At 63.4% G+C, this 22,617-nt stretch carries 23 protein-coding genes; 12 read left to right on the top strand and 11 right to left on the bottom strand.

The features are described from left to right. Positions 1–238: 238 nt before the first annotated feature. The gene (locus tag IT775_RS20325; protein WP_212703076.1) at positions 239–1,840 is read right to left on the bottom strand and encodes an FMN-binding glutamate synthase family protein; all 1,602 of its coding nucleotides are present in this window, start codon (positions 1,838–1,840) and stop codon (positions 239–241) included. Between the two features lie 173 nt (positions 1,841–2,013). Next, entirely contained in the window at positions 2,014–3,672 is a 1,659-nt protein-coding gene (locus IT775_RS20320) for an ABC transporter permease (RefSeq protein WP_246525774.1), read from the bottom strand. A gap of 85 nt (positions 3,673–3,757) precedes the next feature. On the opposite strand from IT775_RS20320, the gene IT775_RS20315 reads away from it, so the two are divergent. Then, a complete protein-coding gene (locus IT775_RS20315; RefSeq protein WP_212703075.1) occupies positions 3,758–4,633 on the top strand; it encodes a hypothetical protein in 876 nt (291 codons plus the stop codon). Between the two features lie 69 nt (positions 4,634–4,702). On the opposite strand, the gene IT775_RS20310 is transcribed toward IT775_RS20315, so the two are convergent. Both IT775_RS20310 and IT775_RS20305 read right to left on the bottom strand, forming a co-directional pair. After that, positions 4,703–5,329, bottom strand: a complete 627-nt coding sequence (locus IT775_RS20310; protein WP_343231170.1) for a hypothetical protein — start codon at positions 5,327–5,329, stop codon at positions 4,703–4,705. Between the two features lie 165 nt (positions 5,330–5,494). Then, positions 5,495–5,755: a DUF2312 domain-containing protein gene (locus IT775_RS20305; protein WP_212703074.1), complete on the bottom strand. Its 261-nt coding sequence runs from the start codon at positions 5,753–5,755 to the stop codon at positions 5,495–5,497. A gap of 145 nt (positions 5,756–5,900) precedes the next feature. On the opposite strand from IT775_RS20305, the gene IT775_RS20300 reads away from it, so the two are divergent. Continuing rightward, entirely contained in the window at positions 5,901–6,116 is a 216-nt protein-coding gene (locus tag IT775_RS20300; RefSeq protein ID WP_212703073.1) for a hypothetical protein, read from the top strand. 36 nt (positions 6,117–6,152) lie between these two features. Here IT775_RS20300 and IT775_RS20295 read toward each other — a convergent pair whose 3' ends face one another. From IT775_RS20295 to IT775_RS20285, 3 genes are all read right to left on the bottom strand, one after another. Continuing rightward, on the bottom strand, positions 6,153–8,249 hold the full coding sequence (locus IT775_RS20295; protein WP_212703072.1) for a 3-hydroxyacyl-CoA dehydrogenase NAD-binding domain-containing protein: 2,097 nt from the start codon (positions 8,247–8,249) through the stop codon (positions 6,153–6,155). A gap of 116 nt (positions 8,250–8,365) precedes the next feature. Continuing rightward, the gene (locus IT775_RS20290) at positions 8,366–8,581 is read right to left on the bottom strand and encodes a hypothetical protein (protein ID WP_212703071.1); all 216 of its coding nucleotides are present in this window, start codon (positions 8,579–8,581) and stop codon (positions 8,366–8,368) included. A 45-nt stretch (positions 8,582–8,626) separates the two neighbouring features. Further along, on the bottom strand, positions 8,627–8,950 hold the full coding sequence (locus tag IT775_RS20285) for a TraR/DksA family transcriptional regulator (protein ID WP_212703070.1): 324 nt from the start codon (positions 8,948–8,950) through the stop codon (positions 8,627–8,629). 147 nt (positions 8,951–9,097) lie between these two features. Here IT775_RS20285 and IT775_RS20280 point away from each other — a divergent pair, with 147 nt between their 5' ends. The 4 genes from IT775_RS20280 to IT775_RS20265 all read left to right on the top strand — a co-directional run bounded on the left by IT775_RS20280 (position 9,098) and on the right by IT775_RS20265 (position 11,373). Further along, the gene (locus IT775_RS20280; RefSeq protein ID WP_212703069.1) at positions 9,098–9,961 is read left to right on the top strand and encodes an MBL fold metallo-hydrolase; all 864 of its coding nucleotides are present in this window, start codon (positions 9,098–9,100) and stop codon (positions 9,959–9,961) included. A 104-nt stretch (positions 9,962–10,065) separates the two neighbouring features. Next, positions 10,066–10,491, top strand: a complete 426-nt coding sequence (locus IT775_RS20275) for a YeeE/YedE family protein (protein WP_212703077.1) — start codon at positions 10,066–10,068, stop codon at positions 10,489–10,491. Beyond that, positions 10,491–10,949, top strand: a complete 459-nt coding sequence (locus IT775_RS20270) for a DUF6691 family protein (protein WP_212703068.1) — start codon at positions 10,491–10,493, stop codon at positions 10,947–10,949. The genes IT775_RS20275 and IT775_RS20270 overlap by 1 nt, the downstream gene beginning before the upstream one ends. Before the next feature lie 10 nt (positions 10,950–10,959). Continuing rightward, entirely contained in the window at positions 10,960–11,373 is a 414-nt protein-coding gene (locus IT775_RS20265) for a protein tyrosine phosphatase family protein (protein WP_212703067.1), read from the top strand. Between the two features lie 110 nt (positions 11,374–11,483). Here the strand turns inward: IT775_RS20265 and IT775_RS20260 are convergent, their stop codons facing one another. From IT775_RS20260 to IT775_RS20245, 4 genes are read right to left on the bottom strand one after another with little or no spacing between them, the layout of a single operon-like run. Next, positions 11,484–14,171: an ATP-binding protein gene (locus IT775_RS20260; RefSeq protein ID WP_212703066.1), complete on the bottom strand. Its 2,688-nt coding sequence runs from the start codon at positions 14,169–14,171 to the stop codon at positions 11,484–11,486. Then, entirely contained in the window at positions 14,172–14,438 is a 267-nt protein-coding gene (locus tag IT775_RS20255) for a hypothetical protein (RefSeq protein WP_212703065.1), read from the bottom strand. It abuts the gene before it with no gap. After that, positions 14,435–14,803: a response regulator transcription factor gene (locus IT775_RS20250; RefSeq protein ID WP_212703064.1), complete on the bottom strand. Its 369-nt coding sequence runs from the start codon at positions 14,801–14,803 to the stop codon at positions 14,435–14,437. The genes IT775_RS20255 and IT775_RS20250 overlap by 4 nt, the downstream gene beginning before the upstream one ends. Positions 14,804–14,861: 58 nt before the next feature. Further along, positions 14,862–16,172 carry a helix-turn-helix transcriptional regulator gene (locus IT775_RS20245; protein ID WP_212703063.1) on the bottom strand — a complete coding sequence of 437 codons (1,311 nt, stop codon included), beginning with the start codon at positions 16,170–16,172 and terminating at the stop codon, positions 14,862–14,864. Positions 16,173–16,386: 214 nt separating this feature from the next. Between IT775_RS20245 and IT775_RS20240 the strand changes: the two genes are divergently transcribed. The 6 genes from IT775_RS20240 to IT775_RS20215 form a co-directional block, all read left to right on the top strand. Then, positions 16,387–17,733 (top strand): substrate-binding protein, encoded by a 1,347-nt coding sequence (locus IT775_RS20240; protein ID WP_212703062.1) that lies wholly within the window; start codon positions 16,387–16,389, stop codon positions 17,731–17,733. 128 nt (positions 17,734–17,861) lie between these two features. Continuing rightward, positions 17,862–18,869 (top strand): branched-chain amino acid ABC transporter permease, encoded by a 1,008-nt coding sequence (locus IT775_RS20235; protein ID WP_212703061.1) that lies wholly within the window; start codon positions 17,862–17,864, stop codon positions 18,867–18,869. A 6-nt stretch (positions 18,870–18,875) separates the two neighbouring features. Beyond that, the gene (locus IT775_RS20230; protein WP_212703060.1) at positions 18,876–20,075 is read left to right on the top strand and encodes a branched-chain amino acid ABC transporter permease; all 1,200 of its coding nucleotides are present in this window, start codon (positions 18,876–18,878) and stop codon (positions 20,073–20,075) included. Positions 20,076–20,087: 12 nt separating this feature from the next. After that, the gene (locus IT775_RS20225) at positions 20,088–20,843 is read left to right on the top strand and encodes an ABC transporter ATP-binding protein (RefSeq protein WP_212703059.1); all 756 of its coding nucleotides are present in this window, start codon (positions 20,088–20,090) and stop codon (positions 20,841–20,843) included. 11 nt (positions 20,844–20,854) lie between these two features. Continuing rightward, positions 20,855–21,610 carry an ABC transporter ATP-binding protein gene (locus IT775_RS20220; RefSeq protein ID WP_212703058.1) on the top strand — a complete coding sequence of 252 codons (756 nt, stop codon included), beginning with the start codon at positions 20,855–20,857 and terminating at the stop codon, positions 21,608–21,610. Between the two features lie 72 nt (positions 21,611–21,682). Then, positions 21,683–22,617, top strand: a 935-nt coding sequence (locus IT775_RS20215) for an AMP-binding protein (protein ID WP_212703057.1), incomplete at its 3' end; no start/stop codon positions are given.

Genomic DNA, 22,617 nt, shown 5'->3' with positions numbered 1-22,617 from the left:
AGGTCAGACATTTTACCGCTCGTTTTTCGAACGGTGAATCACGCCACCCGGCGGAAATCAATGGGTCCTGACCCTAAAGCTAAGTGCTGCAGATGGCGAATGTCTACTCCGTCCCGCAAAGCGGTCCTTCGTTCCACGACGCCCCCGCGTAGCGACCGCAAAGCCCGAGACCCGCGCCCTTCCTCATCGGGCGTTTCCAAAGATGCCAACGGACGGCCAGCGGACCAACCGCGCCCGCTCAGGGAATATAATCGACCGGCGCGAAGCTTTCGGCGCGGGCGCGGGTCCAGCGCTTGAGATAGCCGAAACCGACCTCCTCGTTGCGCAGCAGGAATCCTTCCGGCAGGTAGGGATAGACCTCTTCGCCGGTGACCATGTCGCGGTCCTTTTCCCGCATCATCAGGTGATGGGGCAGGAAATCGCAGGGATGGTCCAGCCCCGCCGCCCCGGTCATTTCCGCCAGCGCCTTCAGCGTGTTCTTGTGGAACCGGTAGACCCGTTCGGATTTGTTGGTCACGTTCAGCGCCCGCTGCCGCATTTTGTCCTGGGTGGCGACGCCGACCGGGCAATGGTTGGTATGGCAGGCCTGCGCCTGGATGCAGCCGATCGAGAACATGAAGCCGCGCGCCGAATTGGCCCAGTCCGCCCCCAGGGCCAGGATTCGGGCGATATCGAAGGCCGACACCATCTTGCCCGACGCCCCGATCTTCAACCGGTCGCGCAGCCCCACCCCGCGCAGGGTGTTGTGGGCGAAGGTCAGCCCCTCGACCAGCGGCATGCCAAGGCGGTCGGCGAATTCCACCGGCGCGGCGCCGGTGCCGCCTTCCTTGCCGTCGATGATGATGAAATCGGGCACGATGTCGGTTTCCAGCATCGCCTTGACGATGCACATGAATTCGCGCCGATGGCCGATGCACAGCTTGATCCCCACCGGCTTGCCCTCGGACAGGTCGCGCAGCTTGCCGATGAACTGGCACAGCCCAATGGGCGTGGAAAATTCCGGGTGGCTGGGCGGCGACACGCAATCGACCCCCATCGGCACGCCGCGCGCCTCGGCGATTTCCTCCGATATCTTCGAGGCCGGCAAGACCCCGCCATGGCCGGGCTTGGCGCCCTGGCTCAGCTTCAGTTCGATCATCTTGACCTGCGGGTTGGCGGCCTGTTCGCGGAATTTTTCCGGGTCGAAGCGGCCGTCATCCGTGCGGCAGCCGTAATAGCCCGATCCCACCTGATAGATCAGGTCGCCGCCGCCCTGGCGATGATAGCGGCTGATGCCGCCCTCGCCGGTGTCATGGGCGAAGCCGCCCTTCTTGGCGCCGGTGTTCAGCGCCAGGATCGCGTTGGCCGACAGCGCGCCGAAGCTCATCGCCGAGATGTTGTAGATCGACAGGTCGTAGGGCTGCCTGCAGTCGCGCCCGCCGACGCGGACGCGGAAATCGTGATCCTCGATATGGTGCGGATTGACCGAGTGGGTCAGCCATTGGAACCCGGAATCGTAGACCCGCTGCTTGGTTCCGAACGGGCGCTTGTCCTCCACCCCCTTGGCGCGCTGATAGATCAGCGAACGTTCGTCGCGGGAAAACGGTTCCTCGTCCTGGTCGCTTTCGATCAGGTATTGCCGGATCTCGGGGCGGATACCTTCGAACAGGAACCGCATATGACCGATGATCGGGTAATTGCGCAGGATCGAGTGTCGCGGCTGCACCAAATCGCGGACACCGAGGATCATCAGCAGTGAAAACAGGATGTAGGGGATCAGGAACCAGCCGCTGAAAAATACCCCGATCAGCGACAAGATGGCCAGAACCGTCACCACCCCAAAGACAGAATAACGTTCCATCGCCCGTGTCCTTCCTCGCACCGGCAGGATCACGGACCCGCCCGGAACGCAAATGTATAGCCTTGCCGATAGGTGGACCCTAGCGCGCGGCGCTTGTGTCGGGAACCCCCGGAAACGCAGATAACGAGGATGTTTTTTCGAGGTGAAATCGGGACCGGCTGCCGGGCCGCGGCCTAGCGGTTGGCGCGCGCCAGCATTGCCACCGCCGACAGCCCGACGAGGATCACCAGCACCGCCGCCGGCGACGCGTCGCCGAGGTTTTCCAGCGATGCCTGTTCATGCACCCGTGTCGCCAGCGTGTCGAAATTGAACGGCCTGAGCAGCAGCGTCGCCGGCAGTTCCTTGACGCAGTCGACGAAGACCAAGAGCAGCGCCGATCCGACCGAACCGCGAATGAGCGGCGCATAGATCTGGCCCAGCACCTGCCCCCTGGTCCGGCCCAGCGACCGCGCCGCCATCGGCAGGCTGGGCGAAATCCGCCCCATGGCGGCATCCGCCGCGCCCTGCGCGATGGCGAAAAAGCGTACGCCATAAGCCAGCACCAGAGCCACCGCCGACCCGGTCAGGATCAGCCCGATATCGATGCCGGTCAGCGCCTCGACCGCGTCGGCCAGCGCGTTGTCCATCACCGCCAGCGGGATCAGGATACCGACCCCCAGCACCGCGCCGGGCGCGGCATAGCCGATGGTGGTCAGCGGCAACAGCATGCGCGGCAATTGCCGCCCCGACAGCCGCACGCCATACACCATGAACACCGCCGCCAGGACGGTCAGCGCCGCCGCCGTGCCGCCCACCGCCACCGTGTTCCACAGCGCCGACAGCAGGTCGGGATCGGCCCAGAGCCCGGCATTGGCCAATGCGTGGTTCAGGATCACCCCCGCGGGCAGCACGAAGCCCATCGCGAACGGGATCAGGCAGGCCAGCGTCGCCAGCAACCCGGCACCGACCGGCAGCGGCGTCCTTTCGATGGTGCGGTAGCGGTTCGACATCGCGAAGAACCGGGTCTTGGAGCGGCTGAGCTTTTCCATCGACACCAGGAAGATCACCAGAACCAGGACCACGCTGGCCAGCTGCGCCGCGCCGCCCGCGTTGTTGCTTTCCAGCCAGACCGAGAAAATGCCGGTGGTCAGCGTCTGCACCGCGAAATAGTCGACGGTGCCGAAATCGTTCACCGTCTCCATCATCGCAATCGCCATGCCGGCGGCGATGGCGGGCCGCGCCAGCGGCAGGCCGACGCGGAAAAACCGCCCCAAGGCACCGGCGCCCAGCGACATCGCCACCTCCTCGGTGGCGCGCGATTGTTCGCGAAAGGCGGTGCGCGCCAGCAGGTAGATATACGGGTAAAGCGCCGCCGACAGCACGATGACCGCCGCCCCCATCGAGCGGATTTCGGGGAACCAGTAGTCGCGCGCGCTTTGCCATCCCATCAAGCCGCGCAGCCCGGTCTGCACCGGCCCGGCATATTCCAGCAGATCGACCAGCGCATAGGCACCGACATAGGCCGGAATCGCCAGCGGCAGCAGCAGCAGCCATTCCAGCCAGCGCGACAGCGGAAAACGGTAGCGCGCTATCAGCCACGCCGCCCCGGTGCCCACCGCCCCGGCCAGTACGCCGACCGACGTCATCAGCACGAGGGTGTTGCGCAGGTAACGCGGCAGCGTGGTGGACAACAGATGCGGCCAGATATTGTCACTGGGATTGAAGGCGATCCACACCACCGCAGCGATCGGCATCATGACCAGTGCCGCGATCAGCATCGCGCCAGCCGACCACGGGCTGATCCGCAGCGGCAGCGGCTTGCGGATGTATTTCGAAAGGGACGCATCGCTCATGGCGCTTCAATGCCCGAAACCGGTTTAACTGTCCAGAAAACACCGTATACTTCCGAAAACAGCAGACAACATGTCCGGATCGCAGATGCAGATCGCACTCCATGCAGGCGCCCATAATACCGATGAAGACAGGCTTCCCAAGTGCCTTCTGAAAAACGCCGAGGACTTCGCGCAGAACGGCATCGCGGTGCCCCCGCCGTCGACGTACCGGCGGCTGATCCGCGATACGCTGAACGCGATGGGCACCGGCAACCCGGCACCGGATGCGCGCGACCTGCTGCTGGGCGCGATCCTTGGCGGTGATGCCCCGGACCGGCTGGTGCTGTCGAACGAAAACTTCTTCTCGGTGCCCAAGATGGCGATCAACAAGGGCGTGTTCTATCCCGGCGCCGAGGACAAGCTGGCGCGGTTCTGCGAACTGTTCGAGGGCGACGAGGTGGAACTGTTTCTGGCGATCCGCGACCCGGCCAGTTTCCTGCCCGCGGTTTTTGCCCAGTCGCCCGATACCGAATTCCTGGACTTCATGAACGGCGCCGATCCGCGCGACCTGCGCTGGAGCGAACTGATCCAGCGGCTGCGCGCGCGGGCACCATCGGTCCGGTTCACCATCTGGTGCAACGAGGACACGCCCCTGATCTGGGCCCAGCTGATCCGCGAAATCGCCGGGTTGGAACATAACACCAAGATCATCGGCGGCTTCGACCTGTTGTCCGAGATCATGTCGAAGGAAGGCATGAAACGGTTCCGCGCCTACCTGAAGGAACATCCCGACATGAACGAAATCCAGAAGCGCCGGGTGATTGCGGCCTTCCTGGACAAGTTCGTGATCGAGGACGAAGTCGAGGAAGAAGTCGACCTGCCCGGCTGGTCCGAAGACCTGGTCGACGAGCTGAGCGATATCTACGACGAGGACGTCTTCGCGATCTCGCGCCTGCCCGGCGTGACAATGATCGAACCCTGAACCGGCAATCGATGCGCGCCCCTCCCCCCGTGGGCAGGAAGGGCGCGGCCTGATGTCAGGGATGCCCGTTCAGCTCTCGTGATGGTCACAAGTGACGTTCGGGTTGAACGGCTCCAGGACACCGTTGGGATTGTCCCTGAACAGCCAGACGTGCTGATCGAAATGAGGCATAAAGCCGTGGGCCTCGTCAGCCGTGGTACCCATGTTGTCCGCCATGTGATCCCAGTGCCGGCCATTGAGCATCGGCGCACTGTCGTGCCCCATTCCACGCCACGCGGCTTCGAAGACGAGGTTTTCGATCCCGACCAGTTCCAGCGATCCGTCAGCCTGCGGTTCATAGAGAAGGATCGCGGGTTTCATGAAATCGGTATGGGTGCTCATACCATCCACCCGCGGCTCGCCCGCCGTAATCTTCAGGGCTGCGGGGTTGAGGTAATGTATTCCCATTCCGCCCAGTTCAGGCGGCAGGCCTTCGGCCGCGGCGGACACGCAGTGCCCGGACGGATCCGGAATGTATCCGTCGGCAAGCGCCACATTGACGTCCTTGTATTTCTCGACAGCAGCCCTGAGCGCGTCCAGATCGTAGTCATCTGCCGCTGCGAAAGATGTCGTTGAAAAAACGATAGCAACCGCTGTCGCCATTGATAAAGCGCAGTTCATGATTGATCCCCCTGTTTCGGGCAGGCCAATCAGCACGGTCAGGCACCAACGGCCCACAATGCATGTCCATAGCACATTTTGAGGTTAAAATCACGAACCGTCGGGTCCGCGACGGAGCCGGCTCCACCCGCCGGTCCGATCCGGTTTCACTCACCGGAGCCGGCCAACCAAAAAGCCCGGCGCGAGGCCGGGCTTTCAGGGTCACTGCATACCGAGTGCTTCCTTGTACATTTCCAGCACCGCCTCTTCCTCGGCGATGTCGTCCTTGTCGCGCTTGCGCAGCGCGATCACCTTGCGCATCACCTTGGTGTCGTAGCCGCGGCCCTTGGCTTCGGCCATCACCTCTTTCTGCTGTTCGGCGATGTCTTTCTTTTCCATCTCGAGCCGCTCGTAGCGCTCTATAAACTGGCGCAGCTCGTCTGCGGTCACGCGATAGCTGGCGTCAATATTCGTCTCATCCATGAAGCTGCCTCCGTCTGGTTTTGTTCTTCCCTAGCGCCCTGCCCCGCCCGCCGCAAGTGCGGCCTGCGAAATTGCGCCGCGTTGCCATGTGGCCGCCGATCCGCTAGGCCCGTTACGACGCAATGCGAACGATGGAGAACAGGCGATGGACGGATTGATCTGGGGCGGTGCCGTGATTTCGGTGGCCGGGCTTGCCGGGCTGCTGTGGTGCATCTTCAAGGTCGCCGCCGCAAAACGCGCCGGTTTGAGCGAAGATGAGTTGCGCGAAGCGGTCAGGCGGGTGGTGCCGATCAACATGGGCGCGCTGTTCCTGTCGGTGATCGGACTGATGATGGTGATCCTCGGGATTTTCCTTGGCTGACGCTGTGACCGCTCCGGGCTCGTCACTCGGGCCCGATCACTCCGGCAGCGTGCGCCGGTTGCGGCCCAGCCGGTTCAATGCCTCGAAATCGTCGCCATTCTTGACCAGCGCCGCGATGCCGGGTTCGGGATCGAAGATGTCCGGCGCGGCATCCGCCAGACGGCGAAGTTCCTGCAGCACATTGAACAGCCCGGCCATGTCGGCGGATTTCATCGGCCCGCCCAGCGGGCGCGGAAAACCGTGGCCGAGGATCATCACCGCGTCGATGTCGGACGGGCGCAGCGCGGCACCGCTGCGCAGCAGCTTGGCTCCCTGGTTGGCCATCGCCGCAATACAGGTCAGCTGAATCTGCCGCTCCGACGGCGCCGCGCCGCCGTGCCGCTCCAGCGCCAGCGCGTCCGCCAGATCCGGGTCTTCATGCGGCGCCATGTGTTCGTCCCAGATATAGAACCCGATGCCCGTGCGCTGGCCGGTGCGGCCGGCCTCGACCAGCCGCTGAAGCGGGGCGCTGAACCCGATCGGATAGCGGTCGTGATCATGCAGCAAAGCAAGCCGTTTCAGCGCCACGTCCAGCCCCTGACGGTCGAGTGCCCGGAACACGCCGTTGGCAAAGCCGAACCGGGTCATCACCCGGTCGACGACGTAGGGGCTGGCCCCCTGCCCGACCGCGAACCACGCCGCCGCGCGCAGGGCGCAGAGCATCGCTTCGCCAAGGCTGCCGCCGCCGGTGCCGCAACGCGCCACGGTACGGCCCAGACCGGTGGCGAAATCGGCGGCGGTGACGACGGTCGCGGCGGCGTTGCCGGGGCCGGGAATGACCTCGGCCAGCGGGTTGGGCGCCAGGGTGGTGTGGAAATGCAACCCGATCACCCGGTCGGGGTGGTTCGTCGCCGCGGCGATGTCGGCGATCGGCAGCAGCGCGGTGTTGCTGGCAAGGATGGCATCGGTTCTGACCACCTTGTCCAGCGCCGCGAAGACCTGCGCTTTGGTCTGCGGGTTCTCGGCCACGGCCTCGATCACCATGTCGGCCGCGGCAAGCCGGATCAGGTCCTCGGTCAGGTCAACCTGCCGGTCGAGCACGGTTTCAGCCGGCTCAGCCAGGTTCAGCACATTCAGCCCCGCCGCCACCCGCGCCCGCGCCTCGCGCACCGCCTCGACGCTGCGTTCGAACAGGATCACCTTGTGGCCCGCCGCGGCGGCCTGCGCCGCGATCCCGGCCCCCGACGGGCCACCGCCGACGACCCCCAGAACCGCGATCCGGGTCGACCCGGCGCGCAGGCGTTCGGGGAAATTCGGCGCCCGGTGGATCGCCTTGTAGGCGTGGCGCAATCCCTTGGAATAGGTGGCGTCGCGGCAATCCTCAACCGCCGCCTCCTCGAAGACCAGGCCAGTATCGAACGGCATGATCAGGCTGGCCTCGATGCAATCGATCAGCCGCTGATCGGGGGGCCGGTCCTGCCCCTCCAGGTCATGGCGCAGCCGCGAAACCGCCGCCTGGAACGCCGCCGGATCGGCGAATCCGTCAACACGGTCGCGGGTCCGGCGCTGGCGCTCGGGTTGGGCCGCCAACGCGCGCGCCAGCGTTTCCGCCGCCTCGACGGTGCTGTCCGGCACGATCAGGTCGAATAGCGGTTCAAGCCCTTCGGTTTCCGCCGTCCAGAGCCGGGGCGAACGGATCAGGTCGAGGCTGCGGCCGGCCCCGATCAGCCGCGGCAACCGCTGAGTGGCCCCCGCTTCGGGCATCAACCCCATGGCGAAATTCGGGAACCCCAGCAGGCTGCCCGGATCGGCCACCCGCGCATGGGCCGCCAGCGCCAGTTCAAGCCCGCCGCCCAGAACCCGGCCGTGCAAGGCCGCGACCACGGGTTTGTCGCAGTCTTCGACAACCCGGCACAGATCGGCCAGCGTCGGTGCCTCGGGCGGGGTATCGAGATCGGCGAAATCTACACCGGTGGAAAAGCACTCCCCGGCCCCGCGCAGCACGATCGCGGCGACTTCGGCATTGGCGCCGCAGGCGCCGATCCGGTCTATCAGGGCGGCGCGCAGATCACGGGACAAGAGGTTCGCCGGACCATTATCCAGCGTCAGGATCACAACACCGTCGCGATGTTCGATCTCTATCAAATGCGCCAAGGGGCCTCCTTATTCCGCAACGAAGGGCCGCAACAGGCGACACCGCCGGGATCTTTTCCGACAGTGTGGAATAAGGAATGGCAAGAACGCAAGCGCGGGCTTGCGTTTGCCCCCAATCAAACCGGCATATTGTCGAACATCGACTCCACCGCCTCGTCTTCCAGCTGATGGTCCAGCTGCGACAGGCGCTGCGGCACCTTCAGGCCCTTGTCCTTCATCTGCGCAACCACGGCGTGAAGCTGGACCTGCATGTCCTCGCGGTCGCTGTCGTCGGCCGCTTCGATTTCGGCTTCCAGCTTCTCGATCAGTTCCAGGATTTTTTTCTCAGCCATGCCGTTCCCTCCTCCGGGTAGCCGTGGTCGGTGTTGCGGCGCGCCTCAGTGCGCGACCGCGCATGTCTTGCAGAACGGCGTCGCGGGCAGCACGTCGAGACGGTCCGCGGAAATCTCGGCGCCGCATTGCGTGCAAAAACCGTATTCGCCTTCGCGGATCCGCTTCAGTGCGGCGCGGATGCTGCGGATCTCGTCCTGCCCGGCCATGCCCAGATGCTCCAGAACTTCTTCGCCTTCGCGTTCGATAGCGGCGTCGTCCCAATCTTGGGTATGGGGTTCGTCCAGTTCGGATTCGATCTCGTGCAGACGGTTGTCCAGTTCCGACAGTCGGTTCAGCAAAGCGGCCTTGCGGTCTTCGATTTTCGTCATTTGCGCGTTCCTTCTAATTCACAGCGACGATTATATATTTCTCGATCCGCCAGCTTTGATGCAGGTCAATGTGATAGCGAGTTGAAATTCGGACTTGATACATATGCAGTTTTTATTATATGTTGCATGGAAACAGAGGATAGGACCATGACACCCATCGTAACCGCATTCTTCGACGAAGCCACCAACACCATTTCCTATGTCGTTCAGGACCCGAACGGGAAATCTTGCGCCGTGATCGATTCGGTTCTGGATTTCGATTATTCCTCGGGCCGGACTGACACCAAGTCGGCCGACGACATCATCGCCTACGTTCAGAAGAACGATTTGCAGGTCGAATGGCTGCTGGAATCCCACGTCCATGCCGACCACCTGTCGGCCGCGCCCTACATCCAGGAAAAGGTCGGCGGCAAGATCGGCATCGGCGACCGCATCAAGATCGTGCAGGACACCTTCGGCAAGGTGTTCAACGAAGGCACCGAATTCCAGCGTGACGGCAGCCAGTTCGACAAGCTGTTCGTCGAGGGCGACAGCTTCATGATCGGCCAGCTGCGCGGCGACGTCCTGCACACCCCGGGCCACACCCCGGCCTGCCTGACCTACGTGATCGGCGACGCGGCCTTCGTGGGCGACACCCTGTTCATGCCCGATTTCGGCACCGCGCGCTGCGACTTCCCCGGCGGGTCGTCGGAAGTGCTGTACAACTCGATCCAGAAGATCCTGGCGCTGCCGGACGAAACCCGCATCTTCGTCGGCCACGACTACAAGGCGCCGGGCCGTGACGAATATGCTTGGGAAACCACCGTGGGCGAACAGAAGGCCAAGAACATCCACGTCGGTGAAGGCAAGTCCAAGGACGAATTCGTCGAGATGCGCGACACCCGCGACGCGACGCTGGCGATGCCCAAGCTGATCATCCCGTCGCTGCAGGTAAACATGCGTGCGGGCCAGATGCCCGAGCCGGACGATCAGGGCGACGTGTTCCTGAAGGTGCCGGTCAATAAACTCTGAGGGCGCAAACCCAAATTCACCCCGGCCGCCGGTGCGAATAACGGCGGCCGGGGTTTTCTGCGTTCAAACACATCAACAGGAAAGGAAACGCGATGTTGGAGAATATTCCCGTCGACTGGATCTGGGGTCTGGTCGGTGGTCTGCTGATCGGCCTTGGCGGCGCGGTCTATCTGCTGGCCAATGGCCGGATCATGGGGGCCAGCGGCATTATCGGCGGTCTGGTCGACCGCAGCGGGCTGAGCACCTGGAAGGAACGCGCGGCGTTCCTGATTGGCGTGTTCGTCCTGCCGATCCCGCTTTACCCGCTCTACCGTGAGGTCGACACCCATATCACCAGCAATATCGCCGTGATCGTCGTCGCCGGTCTGCTGGTCGGCATCGGCACCCGCATCGCCAATGGCTGCACCTCGGGACACGGGGTCTGCGGGATTTCGCGGCTGTCGCTGCGCGGCATCGTCGCGACCGTGTTCTACATCATGGCCGGCGGTATCGCCGTGATCATTTTCCGTCACATGCTGGGGTGGGTCTGATGCGTATCATCTATGCTTTCATCGCCGGTGGCCTGTTCGGCTCCGGTCTGTTCATTTCCGGCATGACCGACACCTCGAAGGTGCAGGGGTGGCTCGACGTGTTCGGCGACTGGGATCCGACTCTGGCCTTCGTGATGGGCGGGGCGATCATCCCGATGTTCTTCGCCTGGCGCCTGGTTCCCGGCCGCAAGCCGCTGGTCGGTGGCGATTTCCCGACCCCGCCGGAACCGCGGCTGGGCCGCAACCTGGTGTTGGGATCGGTCCTGTTCGGTTTCGGCTGGGGCCTGGCCGGTCTGTGCCCGGGGCCGTCGATCGCATCGCTGAGCTATGGCGGCGTGAACCACTGGATCTTCGTTGGGGCGATGCTTGTCGGCATGCTGCTTGCGCCGAAGGTCCGGAACATGCTGGACCGGATGGAGAAGCCTTCGGCTATGGACTCCGGCGCGGCGGCGAAATAAGTCTGTGATCATGGATATCAGACCGATTACGCCCCGCTATGCCGTGACGCCGCAAATCAGCGTCGAAGACCTGCCCGCCATCAAGGCGGCAGGGTACACACGGGTGATCTGCAACCGCCCGGACGCGGAAAATCCGCCGTCCCACCAGGCTGCCGCGATCGCGGCAGCGGCCAAGGAACAGGGGCTGGACTTCGTCGTCCTGCCCCTGACCCACCAGACCATGACGCCGGAAAACATCGCCAAGCAGGCCGAGCTGGTGGAAACGGCGGACGGCCCGGTGCTGGCCTATTGCGCCTCGGGCACCCGCTGCACGGTGATCTGGGCCCTGGGACAGGCCGGCAAGGCATCCGCCGACGACATCCTGACGACGGCGGCGAAGGCCGGCTACATGCTGGACCAGCTGCGGCCGCAACTGGAAGGCTGAGGCCTTTGGCCCAAGACACGACGAAAGCGCCCCGGATCGGATCCGGGGCGCTTTTCGTTTGGGGAAGCGGGCAGAGCGCGGGCCGCCCAAGGATCACGCCTTAGCAGCCCCTACTGCGCCGCCAGTTTCAGCTTGGCCGGCAGGCTGACCCGGAACGCCGCGCCGCCCTGCCCCGGCAGATAGGCGATGGCCCCGCCCAGCCGCAGCATGATTTCCCGGCAGATCGCCAATCCCAGCCCGGCACCGCCTGCGGCCTTCTGATCGCTGACCCGGCTGAATTTTTCGAACACCATGTCCTGCGCCTGCGCCGGGATGCCCGAGCCGTTGTCGACGAAATCGACGATCAGGCAATTGTCGCGCTCGATCACCCGGATGGTCAGCTCCGGTTCCTCCGCGTCGCAATATTTCTGCGCATTGGCGATCAGGTTGATGAACACCTGCGCAAGCCGGTCAAGATCGGTTTCCATCACGATATCGTCCGAAATCCCGATGCGGCGGATGCGCAACCCGCTGCTTTCCGCCCCGGTGGAGGCGAGCGCGTGATTGATCAGGTCCTGCAGCGACCCTTCGCGGATGTTCAGGTTGACCTGCCCGTTTTCCAGCACGCTGAGGTCCAGCAGGTCGTCCAACAGCCGGGTCAGGCGGATCGCTTCCTGGTGGATGATGTCGGAGTATTTTTCCAGCAGCGCCTGATCCAGTTCGTCGGCGTCGCGCAGGATTTCCGAAAACGACCGGATCGAGGTCATCGGCGTGCGCAATTCGTGGCTGATCTGGCTGAGGAAGGCGTCCTTTTGCAGCGAAATCTGGGTCAGTTTTTCGTTCGCCGCGCGCAACTGCCGCGCGGTGCGGGTCAGTTCCGCCGATTTCGCCTCCAGCTGGGAAGAATATTCCATCATCTGCGCGGTTTCATCGGCCACCGCCAGCAGGTCCTCGACCGACACGGTGGCGCGGCCCATGATCTGGCTGACCATCGCGTGCGCTGTGGCGGCGCCGACCGACCCGGACAATTCGCGTTCCAGGCTTTGCAGGAATTCCGGCGTCGGTTCCGGCAGGTAACCGACCAGCCCCTGATCCACCGCCGCGCGCTGGAACAGCGCCTGCGCCTCGTCGGGGCCAAGGATGCGCTGCGCCATCACCATCAGGTCCTCGGCCTGGGCGATGCCGCCGGACCAGCCCTGCGGATTGCCGGAATGCTGGAACACGTTGACGAATTGCGCCCCCTGAAGACGCTCCATCGGCCGCGGGAAGCTGAGGATCGAAAACAGCACGAAGGACCCGGTATTCAGCGACATCGACCACAGCACCGTGTGCACCACCGGGTCGATTCCCTCGATCCCGAACAGCGCCTGCGGCTTCAGCCAGCTCAGCCCCCAAAGACCGTGCTGCAGCGTATCGGCGGACAGGAACACGCCGGCGCCGAAGCTGGGCAGCAGCAGCGAATAGGCCCAGATCACGAAGCCCGTCAGCAGCCCCGCCATCGCGCCCAGGTGGTTCGACCCGCGCCAGAAAATCGCCCCCATCAACGCCGGCAGGAATTGCGCCACGCCGGCGAAACTGATCAGACCGATCGCGGTCAGCGCCGCCCCGCCGCCCGAGAACCGGTAATAAAGATAGCCAAGCGCCAGAACCCCGGCGATGGACAACCGCCGCGACAGCAGAACCACGCTGCGCACATCGCCGGAAATCACCGCGCCGCCCTTGGCGATCTTCAGCCAGATCGGCATGACGATATGGTTCGACACCATGGTCGACAGCGCGATCGCCGCCACGATCACCATCGAAGTCGCCGAGGAAAACCCGCCCAGAAACGACAGCATCGCCAGCGACTGCTGGCCCTGGCTCAGCGGTACGGTCAGCACGAACTGGTCCGGGTTGGACCCTTCCGGCATCACGTCCAGCCCGACCACAGCGATCGGCACCACGAAAAGGCTCATGATCATCAGGTAGGTCGGGAAGGCCCAGCTTGCGGTGCGCAGATGGTTTTCGTTTTCGTTTTCCACCACCAGCACCTGGAACATCCGCGGCAGGGTCAGGAACGCCGCCGCCGACAGCAGGATCAGCGCCGTCCAGCGGCCGTTGTCGACCTGCCAGGTGCCGATGTCGGACGCGTCGATCCGGGCCAGCGTTTCCGACACGCCGCCGCCCAGCCCCCAGACCACGAAGATCCCGACCGCGACCAGCGCGAAAAGCTTGACCACCGCTTCCAGCGCGATTGCCATGACCACGCCGTGGTGGCGTTCGTTAGCATCGAGGTTGCGGGTGCCGAACAGGACGGTGAACAACGCCAGCCCCGCCGCCACCCAAAGCGCGGTGGCGTCGCTGTCGGCCAGTTGCACCGCCTGCGGATCGAACCGGGCGAAGGACGCGAAGGACAGCGTCACGGATTGCAGCTGCAGCGCGATATAGGGCGTGGTGCCGATCACCGCAATCAGGGTGACGAAAACCGCCAGCACGGGCGATTTGCCGTAGCGCGACGAAATCAGGTCGGCGACCGAGGTGATCCGCTGGGTCCGCCCGACCCGCACCAGTTTGCGCAATCCCCACCACCAGCCCAACATCACCAGCGTCGGACCGATATAGATGGTGAGGAACTCCAATCCCGAGCGCGCCGCATTGCCGACCGCGCCGTAAAAGGTCCAGGCGGTGCAGTAGATCGACAGCGACAGCGTGTAGACTAGCGGCGAACGCAGCCAGGTCGCCCGCCCCCTGAGCGCCGCGCGTTCGGCCATGAAGGCGACCACGAAAAGCAGCGCCACATAGGTCAGACAGACCGCGACGAGGATATTCAGCGCGCCCATTCAGATCTCGTCTTTGTGCTCGGTTTCGACACTGTCGTCGAGCCAGAAGGTCAACAGCAGCGTCGCCACCACCAGCACCGCCCAGACCAGGAAGATGTAAAGGATCGCCCGCGAGGTGCTGACTTCGTTTTCCCCCGGCCCCGGCCACAGCACCGGCACCGCCCAGAGCGCCGCACCGAGGAATGGCATCAGCCTTGCCGCGTCCATCACCCGGCGCAGCCGGTAGCTGCGCCGTTCGAGGAACAGGGGGGAGCGTTTGCCGCTCATTGCGGCACCAGTTCGCGCAGCGCCTCCAGCACTTCGGCATTGGAGAAGGGTTTGGTCATGAAACGGCTGGCGCCGATCCGTTCGGCCAGTTCGCGGTCCTTGGTCTGGCCGCGCGCGGTCAGCATCAGCACCGGCAGGTTGCGGGTTCCGGCGTCTTCCCGGAGTTCGCTCAGGATATCGTAGCCGCTTTTGCCGGGCAGCATGACGTCCAGTATCACGAGGTCCGGGGTTTTCGCGCGGACCACATCGACGGCGTCATGGCCGTTCGAATGCGTATCCACCGCCCACCCATCGCGCGACAGGATGAAACTGATCGCTTCGATGATGTTCGGCTCATCCTCGATCACAAGGACATGTTTGCCCATGCACCGCCTCCCCACAGAGCACTTATTTCAGTCTTTATCACGAAGTTGCGGCCACAAGTCAAAACCCATCGGTCAGGATCGACGGTTCACGGCGGCCCTCGCAGCCCTCGCGCGGGCAGATCCGGCAGTTCACGCCAAGGCCGTCGGGGTCGTCCTGCCCCCGGTCGGCTGGGTCGGGCGCCACCAGCAGCATATGCGCCTGGAACAGCGGCACCTGGCCGAAGTCCGGATCCGACACCGGTTCGGCGATCGCATAGGCCAGAAACGCTTCGCGGCCGCGCATGTCCTGCTGCACCAGCCGCCGGATCGGCAGGTGCGGCCGGCTGAGGGCCTGAAACAGCGGCCATTTCGGACAGGCGGCGCCGAAACGCGGCAGCGCGAAACCTTCGATCGGCTTGCGGAAGATCAGCGTACCGGACGCGTCACAACTGACCATGCCAATCGGTGGCGCGCCCTCGGCCTGCGGCAGCGCCGCCATCCGGCGCATCACCTGTGGCAGCCCGACGCCGAAGCGGCGCGCCAGCACCGCCGGATCGGCACCGGTGTCACGAAGCGCCGTCAATGTAGCGGCCAGCGGCATCGCTGCGGCATCCTCGGCATAGCGCTCAAGGTACTGCCGCGCCAGCACCCGGCCCGCCGCCGATTGCAGCCTTTCGGTGCGCTGCAGAATGCTGTCGATGTCCCCCGCGCCGCCATTTTCAAGCGCGTCAAAATGAAACCCGGCATCGGTCAGGAAGGCATCCAATTCATCCTGCGGCGAGGCCAGCGCAGTTTCTTCCTCCGCCCCTTCGTCAAGATAGCTCACCAGCGTCTGCGCGCTTTCGGCCAGCCGCTTGGCGTCCTCGTTGATATTGCGCTGGAACCGGTCGCGCCATTCCGGTTCGATCGCCGGCGTGTCGGCCAGGATCCCGGCGGTCGAGCGGATCGCGGTGACGGTGGACAGGACTTCGTGCAGTGCGGCGGCCAGATGCGGATCATGGGTCAGCCGGTCGGTCAGGGTTTCGACGATCCGTTCCAGTTCCAGAACCCGGCGGTGGCGGCGGACCAGCAATTCGGCCCAGCCGGGGAAACGACCGGCGAAATCCTCGGGCGGTTCATGGTCGGCGCCGGCGAATTCGTCGGCGGCGCGGGCTTCGCCCAGCGTGGCGATCAACGCCGCCTCGGCCCCTTCGGTTAGCGCAGAGGGTTCGACGCCCAGCACTTCGGCCAGCGACAACAGCAGTTTGCCGCCGATTCTGCGCCGATTATGTTCGATCAGGTTCAGGTAGGAGGCCGAAATACCGGCCTTTTGGGCCAATTCGGCCTGCCGCATCCCCTGCATGATGCGTCTTTCCCTGATCCGGGTTCCGGTCAACTGACGTTGCGGCATTTCGTTTTCCCAACCAAATCAACGCATTTCTGCGCCGCCGAATAATTTCTTTACAATGTATACTGGAGTATTGTGCATAAATTTACAAAAAAACTGTTTCTACAAAAGCCGTTGTTGCGAAGTTTTCTTTCACGCGCTGATAATGAATTTGCACAACTGTGCGCGCGGCGCTGCTTGAGGAGGCTTGCCGCAAATCACAAAACGGGAGGAATTTATGTCCAAGACCAATCTGACGCGTCGTGGCGTGTTGAAGTCGGGTGCCGTCGCTGGCGCCGGCGTTGCGCTTCCGACGATCTTCACTGCATCGTCGGCGGCCGCCTATACCAACGAACCCACCGGCGGGTCCGTCACCCTGGGCTTCAACGTGCCCCAGACCGGCCCCTATGCCGATGAGGGCGCCGACGAACTGCGCGCCTATGAACTGGCTGTCGAGCACCTCAACGGTGGTGGCGACGGCGGCATGATGAACACCTTCTCGTCGAACGCACTGCAGGGCAACGGCATCCTGGGCAAGAAGGTCGAATTCGTGACCGGCGACACCCAGACCAAGTCGGACGCTGCCCGCGCATCGGCCAAGTCGATGATCGAAAAAGACGGCGCCATCATGATCACCGGCGGATCGTCCTCGGGCGTTGCGATCGCCGTTCAGGGCCTGTGCCAGGAAGCCGGCGTGATCTTCATGGCGGGCCTGACCCACTCGAACGACACCACCGGCAAGGACAAGAAGGCGAACGGTTTCCGTCACTTCTTCAACGGTTACATGTCGGGCGCCGCGCTGGCGCCGGTGCTGAAGCAGCTTTATGGCGATGACCGCAAGGCCTATCACCTGACCGCCGACTACACCTGGGGCTGGACCCAGCAGGAATCGATCGCGGCCGCGACCGAAGCCCTGGGTTGGGAAACCGTCAACAACGTGCTGACCCCGCTGGCCGCGACCGACTTCTCGTCCTACATCGCGCCGGTGCTGAACTCGGGTGCGGACGTTCTGGTTCTGAACCACTACGGCGGCAACATGGTGAACTCGCTGACCAACGCGGTTCAGTTCGGCCTGCGCAACAAGGAAGTCAACGGCAAGAACTTCGAAATCGTCGTTCCGCTGTTCTCGCGCCTGATGGCACGCGGCGCCGGTGAGAACATCAAGGGCATCGTTGGATCGACCAACTGGCACTGGTCGCTGCAGGACGACGCGTCGAAAGCCTTCGTCAAGTCGTTCGGCACCAAGTATGGCTTCCCGCCGAGCCAGGCCGCCCATACCGTGTACTGCCAGACCCTGCTGTATGCGGATGCCTGCCAGCGCGCCGGCACCTTCAATCCCTGTGGCGTCGCCGAGGCGCTGGAAGGCTTCGAATTCGACGGCTTGGGCAACGGCAAGACCCTGTACCGCGCCGAAGACCACCAGTGCTTCAAGGACGTGCTGGTCGTGAAGGGCAAGGAAAACCCGACTTCGGAATTCGACCTTCTGGAAGTTGTCGAAGTTACCCCGGCGGCACAGGTCACCTATGCACCGGATCATCCGATGTTCGCAGGTGGCGCCCTGGGCACCTGCAACCCGGGCGCTTAATCGCGAAAAGATCAATGAAATCGGGGCCGTGCGCGCAAACCGTGCGCACGGCCATTTCGACCAATGCTTCGGAACCCTCTCATGAAGAGCGTTGGGCCGGCAGCCGATAATTTTCCAAGGTGGGGACAATGGACGCAATCATCCTGCAAATCCTGAACGGGCTCGACAAGGGCTCGGCCTATGCGCTGATCGCGCTCGGGCTAACGCTTATTTTCGGCACATTGGGCGTTGTGAACTTCGCCCACGGCGCGCTGTTCATGATCGGGGCCTTCTGCGCCGTCTTCGTGCAACGGCTGCTGAACCTGTCATTCGAAACCGTCGATCCGAGCAAGACCGACTTCTTGGGCCAACCGCTGAAGGTGAAAACGCCCTATGTGGAAAGCTGGTTCGGCCCCGATGTCGGCGCCACCATCATCGACTGGTCGGTGCCGCTGGCGGTGCTGTTCTGTATCCCGGTGATGGTCCTGATCGGGTTCGTGATGGAACGCGGGCTGATCAAGCATTTCTACAAGCGTGAGCACGCCGACCAGATCCTGGTGACATTCGGGCTGGCCATCGTGCTGCAGGAAGTCATCAAGGCGTTCTATGGTGCCAACCCGATCCAGACCCCCGCCCCCGAAACGCTGTCGGGCGTGGCGACGCTGGCCGGCGGCATCGTCTACCCGGTCTGGCGGATCGTCTATTTCTGCTTCGCGGCTGTGATCATCGGCGGCGTCTTCGCCTTCCTGCAATTCACCACCTTCGGCATGGTCGTGCGCGCCGGCATGGCGGATCGCGAAACCGTCGGGCTGCTGGGCATCAACATCGACCGCCGCTTCACCGTGATGTTCGGCATCGCCGCCGCGGTGGCGGGTTTGGCCGGCGTGATGTACGGGCCGATCAACGCCCCGAACTACCACATGGGCATGGATTTCCTCGTGCTGTCCTTCGTCGTCGTGGTCGTCGGCGGCATGGGATCGCTGCCGGGCGCGGTCGCCGCAGGATTCCTGCTGGGCATCCTGGAAAGCTTCGCCTCGACCACCTGGGCGACGACCACCATCCCTGGCATCAACCAGATCATCATTTACCTTGTCGCCATCATCATCCTGCTGACCCGTCCGCGCGGTCTGCTGGGTAAAAAAGGCGTGATGGAGTAAGCCAACATGTTCGGACTCAACAAAAAAGACAGCGCTCTGCTGCTACTCGTCGCCATCCTGACAATGCTGGCCCCCTTCATCCTGAACCCCTTCCCCAGCGACAGCGGTTTGGCACAGTTCAACGCCGGCTATCCCGACCTGATGCAGCGTTTCGTGATCTTCGGCATCTTCGCCATCGGCTTCAACATCCTGTTCGGCCTGACCGGTTACCTGTCCTTCGGCCACGCGGCCTTCCTCGGGGTCGGATCCTATTCGGCGGTGTGGATGTTCAAGCTGCTGTCGATGAACATCATCCCGGCGATCGTCCTGTCGGTGGCCATCGCGGGCCTGTTCGCGCTGGTCATCGGGTATGTGTCGCTGCGTCGGACCGGGATCTACTTCTCGATCCTGACATTGGCCTTCGCGCAGATGTCTTTCGCGCTGGCCTATTCGGTTCTGACCCCGATCACCAACGGGGAAACCGGCCTGCAGCTCAGCCTTGACGATCCGCGCATTCTGGACAGCGCGAACACATCCGGTTCGCTGCCGGTGACCAGCCTCTTCGGCCTGGAAATGCGGTCGTCCTTCGACCTTGTGGTGGGGCCGTGGAGCTTCACCTTCTCGGTGGGCTACTACATCTGCGCCATCGCCATGCTGCTGGCCTTCTACCTGTCGATCCGGATCTTCCGGTCACCGTTCGGCATGATGCTGCGCGCGATCAAGTCGAACCAGCAGCGTCTGAACTATACCGGCCTGAACCCCAAGCCCTACACCCTGGCGGCGTTCGTCATCTCGGGCATGTATGCCGGTCTGGCCGGTGGTCTACTGGCCTCGATGGACCCGCTGGCGGGCGCCGAGCGGATGCAGTGGACCGCGTCGGGCGAGGTGGTGCTGATGACCATCCTCGGCGGTGTCGGCACGCTGATCGGCCCGGTCCTGGGTGCTGGCCTGATCAAGTATTTCGAGAACATTTTCTCGAAGATCAACGACACCGTTCTGCATGGCTGGTTCGGAATCCTGCCCGACGGGATCGAGGATTTCCTCGTCTCCATCATCCACCCCTTCGTGGGCAAGGGCTGGCACCTGACGCTCGGCATCATCTTCATGCTGGTGGTGACCTTCCTGCCCGGCGGTCTTGTCGAGGGCGGACAGCGCATCGCGCGCCTGTTCCGGAGCAAGAAGAAAACCGACGGCGCCGATGCCGCCAAAACTGAACCTGCAGAGTAAGGAGACTGAAAGATGGGTATTCTTGAAGTCAAAGGCGTCAACAAGCGCTTCGGTGGTCTGCAGGCGCTTGGCGATGTGAACCTCAGCGTGAAGGAAAATTCCGTTCACGCCATCATCGGCCCCAACGGGGCGGGCAAGTCCACCCTGCTCAACTGCCTGGTCGGCAAGCTGATCCCCGACACCGGATCGGTGATGTTCGACGGACAAAGCGTGCTGGGCCGAAAACCGCATGAAATCAACCAGATGGGAATTTCCCGGGTGTTCCAGACGCCCGAGATTTTCGGCGACCTGACGGTGATGGAAAACATGATGATCCCCTGTTTCGCATCGCGCGACGGGGCATTCCGAATGCATGCGGTGGAAAACATGATGGCCGAAAAGGACATCGTGGAACGGGCCGAAAAGATGCTCGAGGACATGAACATGGCCGACAAGCGTCACATGCATTCCGCCTCGATGTCGCGCGGCGACAAGCGGCGGCTGGAAATCGGCATGTGCCTGGCGCAGGAACCGAAGCTGCTGCTGCTGGACGAACCCACTGCCGGCATGGCGCGGGCCGACACCAACAACACGATCGACCTGCTGAAACAGATCAGCGACGAACGCGACATCACCATCGCCATCATCGAACACGACATGCACGTCGTGTTCTCGCTGGCCAACCGGATCACCGTTCTTGCCCAGGGCACGCCCCTGGTCGAGGACGATCCCGAAAACATCAAAGGTAATCCTAAAGTACGGGAAGCCTATCTGGGCGAAACCGCGTAAGGAGTCGGACCATGAACGTTAAACCTGATTTCTCGAAGGGCCGTAACCTTGCCGAAACCGCCCCCGCCTTCCTGTCGGTGTGGGACATCCACGCCTACTATGGCGAGAGCTACATTGTGCAGGGCGTCGATTTCAACGTGCACGAGGGCGAAATCCTTGCCCTGCTGGGCCGCAACGGGGCCGGCAAGACGTCCACCCTGCGCGCCATCGCGCGGCTGGACGATCCGGCGATCACCCACGGCGAGGTCTGGCTGGATCACCAACCGCTGCACCTGATGAATTCCTACAAGGCCGCTCAGGCCGGGATCGCGCTGGTCCCCGAAGACCGCCGCATCATCCCGGGCCTGACGGTCGAGGAAAACCTGAAACTGGCACAGATCGCGCCGCCGATCGGCTGGTCGATCGAACGGCTCTATGAACTGTTCCCGCGGCTGGGCGAACGCCGGCTGCAGGAAGGCGTGACGCTGTCGGGCGGCGAACAGCAGATGCTGGCCATCGCCCGGGCCCTGGCGCGCGACATCAAGGTGCTGCTGCTCGACGAACCCTATGAAGGGCTGGCGCCGGTGATCGTGGACGAGATCGAACGCACCCTGCGCAAAATCAAGGAACAGGGCATCACCACGGTGATCGTGGAACAGAATGCGGTGCGGGCCCTTGAACTCGCCGACCGTTCGGTCATTCTCGACACCGGGACCGTCGTGTTCGACGGATCTGCCGCCGAAGTTCTGGAAAACAAGGAACTTCGCGAAGAATACCTGGCCATCTGAGCGTGGCCGGACTGGGCCTGCCCGGAGGAGGGCAGGCCATGGAACAAAGATTGAATTGAGGGAGGCCCTCCGATGACTGAAAACATCTATCCCGTGCCGAAGGACTTCAAATCCTCGGCGCATGTCGACGCCGCGAAGTACGAAGAGCTGTATCAGGCGTCGATTTCGGACCCGGAAGGGTTCTGGCGGGAACAGGGTCAGCGTCTGGACTGGATCAAGCCCTATACCAAGGTAAAGAACACCTCGTTCGAGCCGGGCAATATCGACATCAAGTGGTACGAGGACGGAACGCTGAACGTCTCCGCCAACTGCATCGACCGCCACCTCGAAACCCGCGGCGACCAGACCGCGATCATCTGGGAACCGGATGACCCCGAGGACGAGGCGCAGCACATCACCTATGCCGAGCTGCACCGCCGCACCTGCCGGATGGCCAACATCCTGGAAGACCTGGGCGTGCGCAAGGGCGACCGGGTGGTGATCTATCTGCCGATGATCCCCGAAGCGGCCTATGCGATGCTGGCCTGCGCCCGGATCGGCGCCATCCATTCGATCGTCTTCGCGGGCTTTTCGCCCGACGCGCTGGCGGCGCGGATCAACGGCTGCGACGCCAAGCTGATCATCACCGCCGACCACGCCCCGCGCGGCGGCCGCAAGACCCCGCTCAAGGCGAATGCCGACGCCGCCCTGCTGCATTGCAAGGACACGGTGAAATGCCTGGTGGTGAAGCGCACCGGCGATCAGACCACCTGGGTCGACGGCCGCGACTTCGACTATAACGAAATGGCGCTGGAAGCCGACGATTATTCCAAGCCGGTGGAAATGAGCGCCGAAGATCCGCTGTTCATCCTCTACACCTCCGGGTCGACCGGTCAGCCCAAGGGCGTGGTGCATTGCACCGGCGGGTACCTTGTCTATGCCGCGATGACCCATGAAATCACCTTCGATTACCACGACGGCGACATCTACTGGTGTACCGCCGATGTGGGCTGGGTCACCGGGCACAG

Origin of the sequence: Thalassovita aquimarina, assembly GCF_018219815.1 — a bacterium.
Lineage (GTDB): Bacteria > Pseudomonadota > Alphaproteobacteria > Rhodobacterales > Rhodobacteraceae > Thalassobius > Thalassobius aquimarinus.
This window is presented reverse-complemented; position numbering and strand designations above follow the sequence as displayed.